At 50.4% G+C, this 17,439-nt stretch carries 13 protein-coding genes; all 13 read right to left on the reverse strand.

Translation table 11 applies throughout. From position 1 onward, the window contains the following. Position 1 precedes the first annotated feature (1 nt). Positions 2–2,086 (reverse strand): hypothetical protein, encoded by a 2,085-nt coding sequence (locus tag LAT77_RS10665; protein WP_290564550.1) that lies wholly within the window; start codon positions 2,084–2,086, stop codon positions 2–4. 99 nt (positions 2,087–2,185) lie between these two features. Then, positions 2,186–3,358 carry a hypothetical protein gene (locus LAT77_RS10670; RefSeq protein WP_290564551.1) on the reverse strand — a complete coding sequence of 391 codons (1,173 nt, stop codon included), beginning with the start codon at positions 3,356–3,358 and terminating at the stop codon, positions 2,186–2,188. A gap of 2 nt (positions 3,359–3,360) precedes the next feature. Next, a complete protein-coding gene (gene rfbC, locus LAT77_RS10675) occupies positions 3,361–3,909 on the reverse strand; it encodes a dTDP-4-dehydrorhamnose 3,5-epimerase (RefSeq protein WP_290564552.1) in 549 nt (182 codons plus the stop codon). Between the two features lie 2 nt (positions 3,910–3,911). Continuing rightward, the gene (locus LAT77_RS10680) at positions 3,912–5,030 is read right to left on the reverse strand and encodes a hypothetical protein (protein WP_290564553.1); all 1,119 of its coding nucleotides are present in this window, start codon (positions 5,028–5,030) and stop codon (positions 3,912–3,914) included. An 84-nt stretch (positions 5,031–5,114) separates the two neighbouring features. Then, the gene (locus LAT77_RS10685; RefSeq protein WP_290564554.1) at positions 5,115–6,176 is read right to left on the reverse strand and encodes an ATP-binding cassette domain-containing protein; all 1,062 of its coding nucleotides are present in this window, start codon (positions 6,174–6,176) and stop codon (positions 5,115–5,117) included. Positions 6,177–6,191: 15 nt separating this feature from the next. Further along, complete coding sequence (locus tag LAT77_RS10690; protein WP_290564555.1) at positions 6,192–6,989, reverse strand: ABC transporter permease; 798 nt, start codon at positions 6,987–6,989, stop codon at positions 6,192–6,194. A gap of 32 nt (positions 6,990–7,021) precedes the next feature. Then, positions 7,022–8,755, reverse strand: a complete 1,734-nt coding sequence (locus tag LAT77_RS10695; protein WP_290564556.1) for a polysaccharide biosynthesis/export family protein — start codon at positions 8,753–8,755, stop codon at positions 7,022–7,024. Then, the gene (locus LAT77_RS10700; protein WP_290564557.1) at positions 8,745–9,167 is read right to left on the reverse strand and encodes a DVU3141 family protein; all 423 of its coding nucleotides are present in this window, start codon (positions 9,165–9,167) and stop codon (positions 8,745–8,747) included. The genes LAT77_RS10695 and LAT77_RS10700 overlap by 11 nt, the downstream gene beginning before the upstream one ends. Before the next feature lie 222 nt (positions 9,168–9,389). Further along, positions 9,390–9,893: a transcription/translation regulatory transformer protein RfaH gene (gene rfaH / locus LAT77_RS10705; protein ID WP_290564558.1), complete on the reverse strand. Its 504-nt coding sequence runs from the start codon at positions 9,891–9,893 to the stop codon at positions 9,390–9,392. Positions 9,894–9,925: 32 nt separating this feature from the next. Next, entirely contained in the window at positions 9,926–11,449 is a 1,524-nt protein-coding gene (gene pgi / locus LAT77_RS10710) for a glucose-6-phosphate isomerase (RefSeq protein WP_290564559.1), read from the reverse strand. 252 nt (positions 11,450–11,701) lie between these two features. Further along, the gene (locus LAT77_RS10715) at positions 11,702–14,314 is read right to left on the reverse strand and encodes an InlB B-repeat-containing protein (RefSeq protein WP_290564560.1); all 2,613 of its coding nucleotides are present in this window, start codon (positions 14,312–14,314) and stop codon (positions 11,702–11,704) included. A 231-nt stretch (positions 14,315–14,545) separates the two neighbouring features. Continuing rightward, the gene (locus LAT77_RS10720) at positions 14,546–15,862 is read right to left on the reverse strand and encodes a glycosyltransferase family 4 protein (RefSeq protein ID WP_290564561.1); all 1,317 of its coding nucleotides are present in this window, start codon (positions 15,860–15,862) and stop codon (positions 14,546–14,548) included. A 312-nt stretch (positions 15,863–16,174) separates the two neighbouring features. Further along, a partial coding sequence (locus tag LAT77_RS10725; RefSeq protein ID WP_290564562.1) for an InlB B-repeat-containing protein occupies positions 16,175–17,439 on the reverse strand: 1,265 nt, incomplete at its 5' end.

Below are 17,439 nucleotides of genomic sequence, written 5' to 3' on the forward strand. Positions count from 1 at the left end.
CTTAAGATCCTGTTACAACAGTTGTCGGCAGCGGCTGTCGGCTTTCTTCTTTGCCGTATTGCAAATAATGCACCAGCGGGTTCATCTCCGCTTCGGCGACATCCGGATTGCTGTCCAAATAGAACTGGCTGTCAAAACGCGGGCTTGGGTTGCGCGCTTCAAATCCGCCGTAGCGAATGTAATGCTCAACTGGGTTTGCGTCGTTTTTCAGTACATCTTCAGCCACGTCAGGATAAGTCTGTAAATACCATTGACGGTCAAAGTAACTGGAGTTTTCGACTAAATTGATTTGCTGATCAAGCAGCTCACGTTCTGGATCGGATTGCTTAATCGGTCCGGCCTTCCGTAGTCCAAACATGTTCGCTAACTTGCGTTTAGCACGGCGCGAAACGGGTAAAACCGATTTAGGTGCGTCGCTTTGTGTCGTTACTTGCTTGTTTTCTGTGCTTGTCGTGTTTTCTGTGCTTTCTATGCTTTCTTGGCGCTCTGACACTTCTGCGACATTTTGTGACGCAGCAACTTGACGTTCGTATCCCGCAAGCGTCGCCTTCAGTGCTTCAATTTCAGCCTCATAGCGTGCCTTCTCTTCCTTCCGGCGCTGACTAAAGCTATGTAACTTCTCATTTTTCACTTCGATCTGACTTTGATACTTGCGCACCAACAAGTCCTGCTCTTGTGAATTCACCGACGTGTTTGCTTTTTGTCGCAGCGCCTCAAGCTCCGTTTTCAGCGCTTGCATTTCTTCGGCTGTTTTCGCCTTGAATGCTTCGGCTTGTGCTCGGAAGTCCGCTTTCAACGACTCGACTCGCTCGTCCGCTTTCGCTTTAAACGCTTCTGCTTGCTGGCGGAAATCAGCTTTCAATGCTGTCACGGTCGCTTCTTTATCTGCTTTCGCTTGTGCCACTTTACTTGCGTCTTCTTGACGATTGAGCGCCTTTTCTAATTCGGTTTGCGTGGCAAGTAACTGTTGGAGTATGCGGGTATTTTCTTGTTGCAGGTTATTGGCATGCGTCTGCAGTTGCTCTAGTTTTGTTGTGACCTGTGTAGCTTTTTGCGTGAGCTTTGCTACTTCTGCGTCTTTTGCTTTTATTTCTCGATCGATGTCTTCATGACTTTCTGCCGCCACAAGCTTCTGGCTCAGCTTTTTATTCTCAATGAAATAATGCTCAAGCTCTTCTTGCACTTGTTGCAGCTGCAATAAAAGCAATTCATTTTCTTCAGTAAGTTCTTTAAGTTGCGTCTGCGCCTCGGTACTCTTGCTGCTCTCGTTGCTCAATGTCTTGATTTGCTTACCCAACTCGCTATTTTCCGACTCGAGTGTCGCCAGACTACTTTGTGCTTGTTGTAACTCTGCTTTTAACGATTTTAATTGCTGTTCACGTTGATGTTTTTCGTCATCAAGTTGCTTTTTGCTGAGGAAATTGGCCTCGAGCTCTTCTTGCACTTGCTGAAGCTGTAACAACAGAAGTTCATTCTCTTCTTTAGCTTCCTTTTGTGCATTATTCAGCTGTCCAATTGTAGCCTGCGCTTGTTGCAACGCCTGCGAATCTTCTTTTAGAGCCACAACGACACGCGCTAAGTCGACGCCCAAAACATTGCTATCCGCAGCCGACAGTGGCAATGAACTCGCTTCCAGCAGCTCGACTTGCTCGCGCAACGTTTCATTTTGTTGCACTGCAGCATGAGCGACCAGAAGAAGCGGATCGTGATGATGCGCCTGTGCTTGAGTTGTATTGCATTCAAGTCCAAGTGGTGCCAGCGCCTGCATCAACGCTTTAGGTTGCTGGCGCGCTTGATCGATATCGACGAGTCGATAGCCACGGCGATTCTGCTTCTGTTGTTGCAATACGACATTCAGTGCCTGTAACGCCTGTTCTAAAGCTTTTTCGAGTGTTTCCCCGTCTTCCACAGCCGCCACAATAAGGTGCTCCGGGCGTTGATAAAACACCACATGTGTTTCTTGTCCCTCAAACGTTGGCCAACTCGCCTGATTTGTACGAACGTCGACATGCTCAACCGTCATACCGAACCACGCTGTTAATTCCTCGGCAAACGCTTTACCCGCTGCATTAATTATTTTTGTCATTTGCTCGCATTCCGCCTGTACATTGCTAGACCTTGTCAGTCGTTTAAATTGATTTTTCGGCGGCTTCGAGTCTGTTTTGTCTCTAAAGCCGCCGGATTCTTAATTGTTCGCTTTGCGCCGCCAGTGATTTAACACTCGGCGCAGCAGATTTCGGGCTTTTTGCGACAATTTATGTCGCAGCTTCTGCACACCACCGAGTCGCTGGTCACGCTGCAGTTGGAGGTAATTGACCGCTACTTCGGCGGTCACAAACCGGTCGCTGCACTCATCTGAGTTATGTTTGCACTCACTTGAGTCAATCGCGCACTCATTTGAGTGCGCCGCCGAATAAATTGGATAACGCATGAGTGCCGCTGCAACGAGTTCGGGTAAGGTTCGACTGGCAGTGCGTCGTGCACAGGTTTGCAGATCTTTGGTAAGCCCCCAGCCTGCATAAAAGGGTAAACCATAGCAGGTCACCGGAATGCCCCGCAGTAGTGCTTCAAACCCACTCAACGAGGTGAGAACGTGTACTTCGTCAATCTGCTCCAACATGTGTGTCAACGACACCGGACCGACTATTTCATCGCAGTAAGCACTTGCCTGCGCTTCGCCTGCTCCCGCCTCGCGAGCTTTCGCCAGCACATCGGGGTGCGGTTTATAAATAACATACGCTTCTGGGTTAGCACTGCGCACGGCCTTTAACAATTCGATATTTCGGCGAATCGCCGGTGCATCTTCCTCAACCGCTGCGCCATATTGAATTGAAGCATCGGATTCAACTTGACCGGGAACTAATATTCGCTTGCGCGAGCTGGCTTCACCACGCGGTTGCCAATCATGCTTGCCGGTATTGTATTTGCTGATCTTAAGTTCGTTCAGCTTTTGAATTAACCGACCGGCTTCCTGCAGCTCGTGTTGACTAAATTCACCTGTATTCAGCAAATGTTCTAAGTCGCTGGCACGGGTTGCATCGAAATAGAGTCCGCGTCGATCGATAACCCAACTTAGGGGTTTGACAAATTCTGCACCGAGTCCCACCGAACGGAGAAAGCCGTCTTCGAGATGAAATAATGTGATGTTGCGGCGCTCTGCTTCTTCTCTTGCTTCGGCGGCGCGTCCCCAAATGACGGCGGTGCTCTGTTCAGGTACGGCTTCAATGCCGTCGACATACTGAATCTGCGCTTGGCTGGGCAGAAACTGCGTAAGAACTGGGCGCCAATACGACTTAAAGCCAATGGCATACACCAGGCCACGGAGCTCTGGTGCCTGTGCATGAGCCCAAGGCGTCATGCTTAGTTCCCCTGTGCGAGAAATGCTTCGCCGTTTTGGTCTTTGACGCTGAGTGTCGGTTCACCACGAATTTCACTTAACGGCCAAGCAATATTCAGGGTTGGGTCGTCCCAGCGAATGCTTTTTTCGAACTGGGGCGCATAGAACTCGGTCGTTTTGTAAAGAAACTCGGCATGTTCACTTAACACCAGAAAACCGTGCGCCAACCCTGCGGGCACCCACAGCTGTCTGAAATTTTCCGCGCTAAGCTCGACGCCGACCCACTGGCCATAGCTTGGTGAGTCTTTGCGGATATCGACCGCGACATCAAATACCCGCCCAAGGGTGCAGCGCACAAGCTTTCCTTGCGCTTGCTCGGTTTGAAAATGTAAGCCGCGCAATACGCCATGCTGCGACTTCGAGTGATTATCTTGGACGAATTCGATGTGCTCGCCCACGGCCTCGTCAAAACGCTGTTGGTTGAAGCTTTCCAGAAAGAAGCCACGTTCGTCCTGAAACACTTTCGGTTCGATGATTAACACATCATGGATTGCGGTGCTGTGTACTTGCATGGTTAGTCTTTATGATCCCGAACAATTGAGCGAACTAAATGGGCGATTGATGAAATGAAAATCGCGAAAATGAAATACAAGGTAATGTTGTAAAGACGACGCGGCTCGGTGGCAAACTGCGGCATCGTCGGGTGCTGCAACACGGAAATAGTTTTCAGTTTGCGCGCGGCTTCGACGCGGGTACTTTCCAGTGCAATCAAGGTGTTGGAGTAGAGTTCGAGGGCAAATTGCGCACGCAGCGCCAGTGTTTCATATTCTGATGACACTCGGTTCAGGCTTTGACCGGTGGCCGAGGCCATTTTTTCTTGTTCAATATCAATTTGCTCTTCGAGCGCCCGAATTTCGCTTTGAAGACGTACCATTTCTGGTGATGTTTGCGCTTGGAAACTCGCCATTGCTCGCTTGCGCGCTTCAGCAACGGCTTTTTCTGCTTGCAAACGACTGACCGTTTCAAAGGTTGCTTCGACGGTACCCGTCGGCGACACCAAGCCATATTCGTTTTGGAACTGCAACAAGGCGTCGCGTTCGCGGTACAAGCGTTGCTCCAAGATTTGCGCCTGTTCTTCAATAAAGGCAACTTGCTCGCGGGCAAGACGCTGCCCCATTTCATTCATGTGCTGCTCGCCGTACTGGAGCAACAACTGGGTAATACGTTGCGCCATTTCCGGCGTATAAGCCTGCACTTGAACACGCAAAACGCTAGCATAGTCGTCGAATTCGATTTTCATACGTTGTTGCATATATTTGTAGAAACCTTCAATGGGCGCGTCGGCACTCAGACGTGACCAGTAGTCGATGTTGCGGTCGCTATAATGGCTGCGTAAATCGAGCTCGTCCTGCAAACGCATGAGCATGTCGACTGAAAGCATGTGGTCGCGTAGTAATAACAGGTCGCCACTGCCCACCGAGCCAGACAGCAAGCTGGAAATATTCATGCCGGTGGGATTAATTTCTGGGCTTTCCATGACAATGTGCGCGGTGGAGACATAACGCTCTGTCGCCATTAGACCCCAATACAGCATGGCACCGAGGATAACCACAAAGGCTATAGCCCAGTGCGGTTGACGTTTTGCGTAACTTGTCACCTGAGTCTTATTCAGTGCCGGTTTGCTAATTTTCATGAAAGTATCTCGGTTTCCGGCTTGGAGCCGCAATGCACTGTATGAATTGCGGCTCCGAGCTCTAATTATAATACAATGAAATTTCTACGATTTTTTATCTGGGGTACGGCCGATTGAGGCGTAGTAGGCGTCAATCGCGTCGTCTATACTGTCGTACCAAATGGCTTGGCCTTCATGCAGAAAAATGCCAGCCTGGCATAAGTCACGTAATATTCCGGTTTGATGCGACACCATAATTAAGCTGGCATTACCCACCCGTTCACGAAACGCATTACGTGCTTTTTCTTTGAAGGTGACGTCACCAACTGCGGTGGCCTCATCACTGATGTAAACGTCGAAGTCGAACGCCAGCGACAGACCGAAGTTCAATCGACTGCGCATACCCGTGGAGTACGTACTGATCGGCTGATCAAACGCACTGCCAATTTCAGCAAATTTCTGTACCCGCTCAATGATGTCGTCAATGTCGTCTCCCCCACCATGGATTCGGGCAACAAATTTGGTATTCTGGCGCCCGGTCATCGAGCCCTGCAAACCACCCGATAAACCAATCGGCCATGAAATTCGCGCGTTCTCGAGGACTTTGCCACGATCGGGTGAGTCCATACCTGCAATTAACTTGAGTAACGTTGATTTACCCGCACCATTGCGACCCACAATGCCCACGGACACGCCATAGGGAATCTTAAAATTGAGGCCACGTAACACCCAATCGCCGCCGAATGGTCCGTGATAACGCTTCCATAAATCTTGCACTTCGACAACGAAAGGGCCGGTTTCACGCCGCTTGGCAACATCAACCGTTGGGGTGTTGTCATCCGCCTGCGCCGACTTACTTTTTCGTTTCGCTTTTTGCTCGACCTTTTGTTGCTCTGCGAGCGCCGATCGTTCTTGCGCAACAATGACGTCCGCCGCTTTCGACTGGCGATCACCGCTGTCTTGTTTGTACTGTTTGATTTCGTCTTTTAAACGCTCGCGGTGCGCATTACTCGACGCTTCAAATGCGGCATACGCAGCCTCTTTCACGTCCGCTGGTAATTTCGCAATGCTCTGCTTGAATTGTTGGCGACGCGCCTGCTCGGCACGCTGCAAGATGCGTTGTTCTTCGCTCAGTGGTTGGCTATCTGTTGGAGGATTATCGGCCACGCTCATACCTTGTCACTACTGCGCTATCATTTTGATTTTAAATCGAATTTGTAACATTAAGCCGAACAAAATAGCTACAATGGCAAACTTCTGCACGTAGGCAAGCTCTATACCAGGTACCGAGTGATACGTACTAAAGGTGTGAATTCTAATCAGCTCTACCGCATGCAACACCGGGTTGTACATGAGATATTCTCGGATCGCGAGGGGGAACATAAACACCGGAAAAATCACTCCCGATAACATGTACAGTGGGAAGGTGATCAACGTAATTATCTTGCGCATTTCCGGAATTAAGCTGTAAGGCAAACTCAGCACCAAGGCAACACCAAGCCCGAGTAGAGCGATCCATAGCCACACCCAAATCACCTCAAGCGGTTGATAGGGGACAATGTGGAAGTCCACAAAAGTAAACGCAATGATCATCAATACGAAAACGATCGATTGCAAGTAAGTCTCTAATCCAAAACGAACAAAGATTGTATCGGTCGGATGGACTTGGCGATAGGCGTACATGGCACGGTTTGCGTCAATCGCAGCCATGCCTCGGTTCATAATATTGCGAAACAGGAAAAAGGTGACAACTCCCACCACCAACCATGGAATAAATTCCGCACCCGGAATCAATCGGCCGGTACGCCCTAACATCGAACGCACACTCACCATGATCAACACGTGCAGCACAGGTTCGAGCAGCAGCCAAACCGGGCCAAAACGGTCTTGACTCATACGTGCCATGGTCTCACGCATAAACATGGCATACCACACGTGCAGTGTGACCTGCCATGGTGTACGCGGTTGATGAGTCTTCATGGCGTTCATGTTTGTCGGTTTACACTCGGTGTTTAGAGGTCGATGGCAATGCGAGTTGCAACAGCCACTTGATAAAGAATCTGGGTAATCGCTGATGCAGTTTGAAGACTCTTCGTTTGTACTTTCGGCAAGACAAGAATCTCGTCACCTGGCCGCAATGCCACTTCGCTAGCGTCACGCACTTCACCGTTCTGGCGCAGGATCAAGATTCGACGCGTGTCAGCTTGTTCGCTAAAACCACCGGCACCGGTAATATAGTCGCGCGCTGATTTGTTCGGCAAATACACTGCTGACTGCGGAATATAGACCTGCCCGCTGACCAAAATTGAGTCAGTACGTTGCGGTAACGTCACAATATCGCCGTCTTGCAGACGAATATCCACCACTTCATCGTTGTAACTCACGACTAACCGACCGTTTGGCTCGACTTCACGCGCACGTTGCACAAATTGGGTAATCAGCTCGGCTTCGCGAATACGAATGGTCGCTTCTTCCACAGTGCTTGATGAGGCACCTAAATAGGTGGTTTCAAGGCGTCGCAGCGACTCTTCGAGCGCTACTTTCTGCCGCTCTGCCACCGATTCGCGGCGAATTGAAATGGCCTCGTACGCTGTTTCCCGCGGATTGATGGCGATACTATTGAGTAGCTCATGCAAGGTGGCGTCTTTCGGCACGACAAAGTACGACTGGCTGAGATGCGCGCCTTCGAGCTGCACGACAATGCTGTCACCTTGTTGATCGGCCATGAATAAGATCTCATCGCCACTCATAATATTCGCTTCGCGGAAGTCATTGAGTAGCAAATAACGCGAGAACGGGCGCTGATCGCGCTTGCCACGAATTAATGCGTGCGAGACACCGGTGCGCAAGTGAGCGAGTTCAGTAATGAGTTCACCCGGGCTGTCATATTCAGTCAGTTCGAAATGATAGGCGCGGGCTACTTCACCATGTACAGTGACGACCGGTCCACGCCGTTCGACGACAAGTGTGTCACCGTCTTGCAGCTGCGGATGGTCCATGATGCCGCTGTAAATAAACTCATAAAGGTCGATATTGGCGATAGTTTCGCCTTGTCGTAATAAGCGCACGCGGCGGTAGCTACCGGCTTCTTCATCAATGCCTGCGGCTTGATCTAAGAAATACAGAATTGAGTCACTTGGAACCCCGGCGTAACGCCCCGGCTTTTGCACAAATCCGGTCACAAAGACGGCGACCGGCTGCACGCCCTGTAAGTTGGTATAGACGTTCACATTCTCCGGATAGACTTCGCGCACCGCTGCACGCACGGTCGCGTCAAGTTGGCGGTGGCTCACGCCCTGTACTTTCACTGGGCCGACACTGGGAATAAAGATATTGCCTTGGGCATCGACGGGCAGAACGCGGTCAACGTCAATTGCCCCCCAAATCCGCAAGGTCACTTGGTCGCCTGGCAGTACGCGGTACTCAGGGTTCAAGCCATCGGCACGCAGTCCACGGAAGCCACCGGTAAACAGGTCTGCACCAAACGGTTTAATTTCGTCTTTCTGACGTTGGTTTAGTTCGTCGGGAACTGGGCCGTAGTTTCCGGTACGCCAATTGGTTTGTACCGGCGGCTCTTGCATTTGTTGCGCTTGCGCCGCTTGCATTGCTTGCGCTCGCTGATCTGCCGGTACATCGCCAATGGATTGGGCGTTGACGACGCTGCTCAGACCGAAAATGCTCAACGCCAAGATCAGGGTTTTGCCAAGACTGCGGCAACGCTTGCCGGTGCGAATTTTAATAGTCATTAGCAACTACCTCGCGAGCTTGTTGCGCTGGATCGGTTACATTCCGTGTCGCTTGCCATTGGTTCTCGCCATAACGACAAATGACCGCTGTGGTATACGGTGTTTCGCTGCTTTGAATACTGCCACGGTAACAGGGTCGGCCACTGGCTGCGAAATAGCGCTCGGTGAGCGTCACCTGAGTTTGGCTACCCCATGGCGTCGTACCAAGCGTGATTTGATCGCCCACACTGCCGTTCTCGAGCTGCGGTGCCGCTTCCGCTGGCAAGCTCACCGCGCGCGCTTGGGAAAAGGCCCAGTGATGAAATTCGTCGGAAACACTGCTGCTCGGCTGCGGGTTACCGGTGAGGGCACAGCCTGTGAGGGTGAAGGCGAGTAGACCCAGACCCAAAAGTTGTGAAAATGGCTTGTTCACGTTGCAGTTCCTGTAGTTGTAATTTGATGGTGTGAATGCGACAGATTATGACGCAACTAGTGGCTCATTTTTGATGTGCTAGCCAGTTTGCGACAAGTTATGTCGCATGTTGCTTGGGAACATGAGGTTAAGTGCGGTCGTTAGACACGCTACCGCCCGTGAGTTACGGGCCCCAAATTCCCACTGACATCCATTTGTCGATTTATTTGTGTCGTTTTGTCGTTAGGCGGACCGTAAAATCCGCTCTTCTATTTCTATCCGTTGTTGTTTACCTAACATGTCGAGCAAAACCAAACATCGATCGTCGCCGCGCGGTAACTGATAAATCGCTTGCAGTCCGGCGAATGGCCCTTCGGCCACTTCGACGCGCGTGCCAGTTTGATAAAGCCCTTTCGGCTCTGCCATCGACTCGACGTTATCGTTGTCGTTCAATTGCTGAAGGTAGCTGATAACCGAGTTCGGGACTTTTGCAGGGACGCCGCCGAAACGCACAAAGCTGTAGACGCCGCGAGTGCTTCGCAAGGCATTGAAGTTGGCTGTGTTTTGATCGAGTTGGACAAATAGGTAACCGGGAAACACGGGTTCGCGGACACTCTGGCGTTTACCCGCCAGGCGCTTGGTAACGGTAAGCTGTGGCAAACAAGTGACGTAGTTCTGGTTTTCTACATTCAATTGCGCACGCTGCTCTTGTCTCACTTTACACTGGAGAACGTACCAGTCCGACATAGTGCGATGACCTTGTATTTATTATGTTGACGTTAGTCATGTACCCATTGAATCAGGGCATCGGTCGATGCGTCAAATAAAACGTTGCTATTCTCACCTAATTTTTTGTCGAGTACGGCTTTATAGGTGTCTTTTGCAATTTCTTTACCCAGTTCGACGCCCGGTTGGTCAAATGAGTTCAATCCCCACACCACACCTTGGGTGAAAACCTTATGTTCATACGCTGCAATAATAGCACCGAAACTCTCAGGTGTGAGTTCTTTTAGGGCGAAAAGGCTATTCGGGTGACCGCCTGGATAATGATTGGCCGGGTTGTCACTCGATTGTCCGACGGCCATCAAGCGACGATGCGCGAGACAATTGGCAACGGATAAATGCTGCTGGCTTTTCAAGCTGTTGGTCACGTTGTCGCTGAAACGCTTGGTGTCGCGATGCAGAACCACGACGAAATCTGCGGTAAAACTATCATAGCCTTGGTGCAAGTGCTGGAAGAACGCGTGCTGGCCATTGGGGCCAAAGCCACCCCAAATAATCGGCCCTGTCGGCTGGTTTAGGGCTTGACCGTCGGCGGTGTACTGCTTGCCGTTACTTTCCATATCGAGCTGCTGCAAATAACTGGGTAAGTGACGGAAACGGCCGTCATACGGCAGCACGGCGAGGTTATTGATGTGTCGCTCTTCGCGATTATATATCCCCAGCAAAGCCATCAATAACGGGATGTTTTCGCTTGGCTTTTGGGTCGCAAAATGTTCGTCCATCATGCGCGCACCTTCGAGCATTCGCTGGAAGACCTGCACGCCACAGCTCGTTGCGATAGCGAGGCCGATCGCCGACCACATCGAGAAGCGACCGCCGATCGATTCAGGGAACGTCAGCTGGTGCGCTGGCGGAATGCCGTAGTCGGTCATTTTTTGGGTATTGGCGGAAATGCCAATCACATGATGCTCCATCCAGTCTTGCAGCGTTTTCTCGTGCTTCTGCAGACCTTCTTGCGCCCAGATTTTTACCGTGTCGACGTTGGCAAAGGTGTCAATGGTGCCAAACGACTTGGAGGTAATAATGAATACCGTGGTTTCTGGATCGACGACGGGTAGCACCGCGTAGAGTTGGCCGCCGTCCATGGAGCTGACAAAATGCGTTTCGAGGTGATGTTTCTGGATGTCAGTCGCGAATTCTTTGAGGGCAAAACTGGCCATGAGGGGACCGAGATCCGAGCCACCAACGCCAATATTGACGACATGCTGGATGGGTTTGCCGGTGCTACCCAGCCATTGGCCACTGCGTAGTTTGCGCGCGATTTTTGCAAATTTGGAGTGATCACCGTCGTTTAAGACTGAATGGCGGCCACGGGCAAGGACGTGACTGACTTCACGATTTTCAGAGATATTTAGGTAGGTGCCGTTCAGTAATTGCTTGCGTGCTTCGTCGAAATTTTTCGGTAAGCGTTTGTTGGCATATTCTTCGACAGCTTCTGGAGTTAAAAACTGGTAGCTCCAATCATAAATTAGCCCGTTACAAGTCGCTTGCAACGCTACTTCCGGCAGGTCCTTGCGCATAAATTATCAACACCTTGTTACTTCTTATTCGGACACTTGTTTTTAGCTCTTAATCGTACCTGATCGGTTAATACAGCGCAACGCCCAAATCCCCTACCGCAACCGTTCCGGCGCTTATGCATTTTGGCTCCGTTGCATTCCGGCTCCGAGCCAGTACTCAATCGCATTCCGGCTCCGAGCCAGAATTCTATCTCGTTGTTTTTGCGAGGAATAAGAAAACCCGCACGCGGCGGGTTTTTTAGTTGCGAACGTTTAGAAGTTCTCTGGCATTTCGTCGTCTTGTGTTTGTATGACGGCTCCGTGCATTTTCAAGAACGTCACGATAGAGCTTCGTACTTTGCGATATTCGAAGACAACTTCGCAGTCTTGACGAATATCGTCGAACTCGTAGGTCCGGCCGCTGCGCTCAACCGCTGAGCCACAATCACTTTGCACTGAGCGAATTGTGTAACGTCGACTAGTCCACGCTTCAAACGTCGCTGTTCCTCCGCGTGGCACTTGCTGCACCATCGGTGTCACTACGCCAAAGCCGTCTACCGTTAACACGGTTGCCGTCACGACAAAGGCATTGCGCTCATACTGCGCTGTGACATCCAAGTCGCTCGTCACTGCATCAAACGCACGATCCCATCCGATGAACTCATATAGCTCGCGTGTCGGATTTGTAGGAGCGGTTGCGGCTTCGTTCCAGTTCACGCTTTCGGTTGCAATGACGCTGTCATCCCAATCCAAGAAGCGAACCGTGAAGGTGTTGATGTCATACTGCGCGGTAACATCGAGGTTTGCCGTAATCACATCAAACGCAACGCTCCAACCAATGAAGGTATGACCGTCACGCTCTGGATCTGCCGGTGCAGTTGCTCCTTCGTTCCAGTTCACGGTTTCGGTTGCAATGACGCTGTCATCCCAGTCCAAGAACCGAACGGTGAAGGTGTTGATGTTGTATTGCGCGCTCACGTCCAAATCAGCAGTAATCACATCAAACGCGACGTTCCAGCCGATGAAAGTATACCCGTCACGTGTGGGATCTGCCGGAGCCGTTGCTGCCGTGTTCCAATCCACCGTCTGCATTGTCAACACCGAGCCATCCCAGTCCAAGAACCGCACCGTGAAAGTGTTGATGTCATACTGCGCGGTGACATCTAAATCAGACGTCACAACCGCAAAACCAACATCCCAGCCCGCAAACTCATGATTGTCGCGTGTCGGATCTACAGGTGCTGTCGCGCCATTGCCGTACTGAACAGTTTCCTGCGCCAACACGGTGCCGTCCCAATCAAGAAACCGGACCGTGAACTCGGGAAGTGTCAAGGTTACCGTTACTGTGTTACTTGTCACCGTTGTAGAGCTGACTTCAATCGTCACTTCACGCGAGTCGTTCACATCGCCTAATGCCGTTAATGCTAAGGTTTGCAAGACTGCCACATACTCGGCAGCTGTTGCTGCGCCTGACAAGCTTAATTCGCCGGTGGACGAGTCATACGCTGCTGAGACTCCAAACCCAGCCGTCACGCTCAACATATCCCCGAGTTCAAATCCGCCACTGATGCGCACTAGCGCGGCGTCAACTGTGTCTGTGTTATCTGGAATTTCAACGTCAATCGATACGTTTTCGGCAAGTTGAACCGGAGTATTTGGGATAAAATTCAGATGAGACTCGGGAAGATCCAGCACGATGGATCCAAGTTGAAAGGTAAAGAATCTTGAAAGACCCGAAATATTTCCGTTTCCCGAGGCTGCGTACCAGTTTTTGTTATCGGCGGACGCCATTAGTGACCAGATCGGTGCCACTCCGCTAATGTCGTCGACACCATTCTTTATGTCGAGTTTAAACGTAAGATCCCCAGTAGTTGGGTCGCGCTCAAACCAAACGACGCCAGCATCGGCTGACGTTAATGCGCTGCCTACAAAAACAAATTTACCGTCGGGGGTTTGCGTTAGGCTATTAATGGCACGTAAGTTCACATCCGCCACATTTACCGTGCGAAAATTATTTAGCGTACCGGTTACGCTATCCACGTCATAGATATGTAATGAACTTTCGCCTGTGCCTGAACCATCGCTGCCGATGTACAAATGGCGCTCATCTGGGCTAAACATGATGCTTATCGGATTAACATCGGGAGTCGCGTAGTCTTCTCGATTAGAAAGCTGCCCGGTCACCGCATCGATGTCATACACGCTGATTGATTGGGTGTTGCGACCAGCAATTAAAAATCGCAAGCCGTCCGCCGACACATGTGTAAAGTTACGCGGTGCGTTCAAAAAGCCAGGAAGCCCAATGTCTGGTCCACTATGATCAGACACCCAAGTAAAACTGAGTGGATTTTCTTGAAATTCGTAAACGCTAATCCCTGTAGAAAATGGGCGCGTAAAGTAAAAAAACCGTTCATCCGGGCTTTTTGTAGCCCCCCAATTTAGAGCCGACACCAAAGGCTTAGTTTCTGCAAACGTTAACGCACCGGTTTCCTCATCTCGAAAATAGAAATCAATTCGATTAAAACTATAACCAGGAAATGCAATCAACCGTCCCTCTGCTAACATCAACATTTCATTGGCGAAATCGAGGTACGAAAGATCTGTGCGACTACGATAGCTGAGTGCTCCAGTCGTTGCGTCACGCTCAAACACTAATAACTGACTCGACGAAAGTTGCAACACATACACGAAACGCCCATCGGGACTCTCGCGCATCTGCGTAGCTTCCCTGAAGGTATTTAAATCATCTCCTAATTCAAACGCCGTACCCTGCTGGATGAGGCCGGATTCATTAGGACTCGCAAGCGTTGACGTGGTGAAGAGGGAAATAAAAACAAGTAATAGAGTTATCTGTGCGCTATGAAAAGCCGAGCGGATGAAGTTCATCAATGTATCCTTTTGAGTAGATATCCAAATAATCGTTCGCGATGCGACCTAATGCGAGAGCAACGACTGGATGACACTCAGGACAGGATCTGAACTGGTTTTGTCTCATTCATAGAAAGTTCAAGTTAAAAAATATACGAAAAGGCGGAATTTGCAACTATTTTGCAACGTTAATTGACAGGAAATAGAGTGAGTTAGAGAGATTAAAGATGCCCATGAGCTATTCAATGACTACTGGGCGTCCTTGACTTCACTTTTAGTTTCGGAGGTTTCCGCGTCGAGTTTACTGTTTTCAGTTTGGTCGGATTCATAGGCCTGTTGCGCACGAGCACTCGGTAGACCGTGAATGAGTGACAAGATTTTATCATTGCAGGCACGTACATCAAACTTCTGTTTTGCCAGCTCGCGGCCGCGACTACCCATGATATCGACGTCTTCAGGATTGTGAATGAAGTGTTCAATCGCACGCACAAGGGCAAGTTGATCATGGGGTGGAATTAATAAACCATTATCACCGTGTATTACCGTTTCTCGACAACCGGGCATGTCCGTGGTAATCACAGCCCGTCCAACGGCAAGCGCTTCCTGTGTGCTGCGCGGTACGCCCTCGCGGTAATAGCTGGGTAACACGAAAACGCTACTACTAGCGAGCCAGTCGACAACATTGTTGACACGGCCGGGATAGGTAATGACGCCACGACTGACATAATCCATTAGCTCAGGTCGGCTAACCGCTTTCTCGCGACCTGCTCTACCGTCCGGCTCTCCGAGAACGATAAATTCGACCTCAGGGTGCTGTTTTTTAATGACTTCTGCAGCTTGCAGGAAATAACGAATGCCTTTTTCGGCCAGCAGTCGACCGACAAAGATAAACCGCAGTGGGCCTTTCGGTGCCTGCGATTTTGGGTACGCGTCAAGACACACACCAATGCCGCCGATCACTTCACTGCGTGGAACTGAAATGTTATGACGGTCGATGAGGTCCCATTTGTCTTCATTGTTTAAAAGCAAAAGCAGGCTGGATTTTGGCAACGCCAATTTATAAAGTCGAACCATGCCCCAGCGCAAGATGCTGGTCGAGACACTCGTTCCTTCTTGGGTTTCGGTAAATACGCGTCCGAGCCCTTCGATTTTCGCGATGCGCTTGGGTACTCGAGCCATCGCTGCAGCCAGTGTGCCGTAAATCACTGGCTTGGCGAAATAACAATAGGTAATTGTAATTTCGAGACGTTTGAAAAACTTATAGAGTTGAAACAAGGTGAACATATCCCGCAGCGGATTCAGCGAGAACTTACTCATGTTGTACTGCACCGGAATGGCGCCTAATGCTTCAATTTTTTCACGACTGTTGTCGCTAAATTGCGTGCAGAATGCATAAACGGTATGGCCTTGATTGACGAGATCGCGAATAAGCTCACCGCGAAAGCCGATTAGGGTAGTGTCTTCATTGCCGACAAATGCGATTCGTTCGTTTTCGTGATTGTGCATCGAGCTCTGCATAAATTCCGTCTTGCGCGTTAATGCACCATTTTGGTGCATTTTTGCCATTGTGACTCATTTTCTAATGCCGAGCTTAACATTTTGTTGACCATGATTCGAGTTAGCAAGTGTAAATAAACGTTAATGTTTGGATATGTTCGCTGCCTATTCCACCTTGGATCGCAACTTGTAGAGCATTCGAGCATTCCGCTCGGAGCCGCAATTCATCAAACCTATCATTCTCCCTTCCGCCATGCGTGCCGCGAATTCCGGCTCCGAGCCAGTAGTCAATCGAATTCCGGCTCCGAGCCAGAATTCTATCTCGTTGTTTTTGCGGGGAATAAAAAACCCGCACGCGGCGGGTTTTTTCGTTGCGAACGTTTAGAAGTTCTCTGGCATTTCGTCGTCTTGCTGCTGTATCACCGATCCATGGGCTTTTAACAGACGAATAATTGAACTGCGCACTTTACGATATTCAAAGACAACTTCGCAGTCTTGACGGATATCGTCGAACTGGAACGTCCGGCCGCTGCGCTCGAACGTCACACCACAGTCGCTTTGTACGGAACGGATTCGATAGCGCATACTGGTCCACGCTTCAAACGTCGCTGTTCCTCCGCGTGGCACTTGCTGCACCATCGGCGTCACTACGCCAAAGCCATCCACCGTTATCACGGTTGCCGTCACGACAAAGGCATTGCGCTCATACTGCGCTGTGATGTCCAAGTCGCTTGTCACTGCATCAAACGCACGATCCCATCCGATGAACTCATATAGCTCACGCGTCGGATCTGCCGGAGCCGTGGCTCCTTCGTTCCAGTTCACGGTTTCGGTTGCAATGACGCTGTCATCCCAATCCAAGAACCGGACGGTGAAGGTGTTGATGTTGTACTGTGCAGTGACATCAAGGTTCGCAGTAATCACATCAAACGCAACGCTCCAACCCGTAAAGGTATAACCGTCTCGCTCTGGATCTGCCGGCGCCGTGGCTCCTTCGTTCCAATTCACAGTTTCAGTTGCGATAACACTGTCATCCCAATCCAAGAACCGCACGGTGAAAGTGTTGATGTCGTACTGTGCAGTAACATCTAAATTCGAAGTCACAGCCGCAAAACCAACATCCCAACTCGTGAAGGTGTGGCCATCACGTGTCGGCGACGCCGGAGCCGTTGCTGCGGTATTCCAATCCACCGTCTGCGTCGACAACACCGAGCCATCCCAATCCAAGAAGCGAACTGTGAAAGTGTTGATGTTGTACTGCGCCGTCACATCAAATGAAGAGTAGACTTCATCAAACGCCACGTCCCAACCCACAAACGTATAGCCCATGCGTGACGGTGACGTCGGTGCAGCTGCCGCACTTCCTGCATCCACTGTGCGAGTGACTAACTCCGAACCATCCCAATCCAAGAAGCGAACCGAGAAGGTTTGAATTTGCCACTGTGCATACAACGTCAAGTCCGTCGCTGGCATCGTAAAGTCTGCATCATAGCTGCTACCAGCGCCATCTGCGGCACTGTTCCAACCGACGAAATTATACCAATCGCGAGTTGGCTCGGTCGGCAAATGCACCAAACTATCAAACGCAACCGTACTGACCACCGGTGCATCGCCATTTTGCGCATCCACCGTTAACGTGAACGACG

Origin of the sequence: Aliidiomarina sp., assembly GCF_022565475.1 — a bacterium.
In the GTDB taxonomy this organism is placed as follows: Bacteria; Pseudomonadota; Gammaproteobacteria; order Enterobacterales; family Alteromonadaceae; genus Aliidiomarina.

Coding starts and splice junctions, on each gene's coding strand:
- LAT77_RS10665 (WP_290564550.1), bottom strand. CDS start 2,086: ATGACAAAAATAATTAATGCAGCGGGTAAAGCGTTTGCCGAGGAATTA.
- LAT77_RS10670 (WP_290564551.1), bottom strand. CDS start 3,358: ATGACGCCTTGGGCTCATGCACAGGCACCAGAGCTCCGTGGCCTGGTG.
- rfbC (WP_290564552.1), bottom strand. CDS start 3,909: ATGCAAGTACACAGCACCGCAATCCATGATGTGTTAATCATCGAACCG.
- LAT77_RS10680 (WP_290564553.1), bottom strand. CDS start 5,030: ATGAAAATTAGCAAACCGGCACTGAATAAGACTCAGGTGACAAGTTAC.
- LAT77_RS10690 (WP_290564555.1), bottom strand. CDS start 6,989: ATGAAGACTCATCAACCGCGTACACCATGGCAGGTCACACTGCACGTG.
- LAT77_RS10695 (WP_290564556.1), bottom strand. CDS start 8,755: ATGACTATTAAAATTCGCACCGGCAAGCGTTGCCGCAGTCTTGGCAAA.
- rfaH (WP_290564558.1), bottom strand. CDS start 9,893: ATGTCGGACTGGTACGTTCTCCAGTGTAAAGTGAGACAAGAGCAGCGT.
- pgi (WP_290564559.1), bottom strand. CDS start 11,449: ATGCGCAAGGACCTGCCGGAAGTAGCGTTGCAAGCGACTTGTAACGGG.
- LAT77_RS10715 (WP_290564560.1), bottom strand. CDS start 14,314: ATGAACTTCATCCGCTCGGCTTTTCATAGCGCACAGATAACTCTATTA.
- LAT77_RS10720 (WP_290564561.1), bottom strand. CDS start 15,862: ATGGCAAAAATGCACCAAAATGGTGCATTAACGCGCAAGACGGAATTT.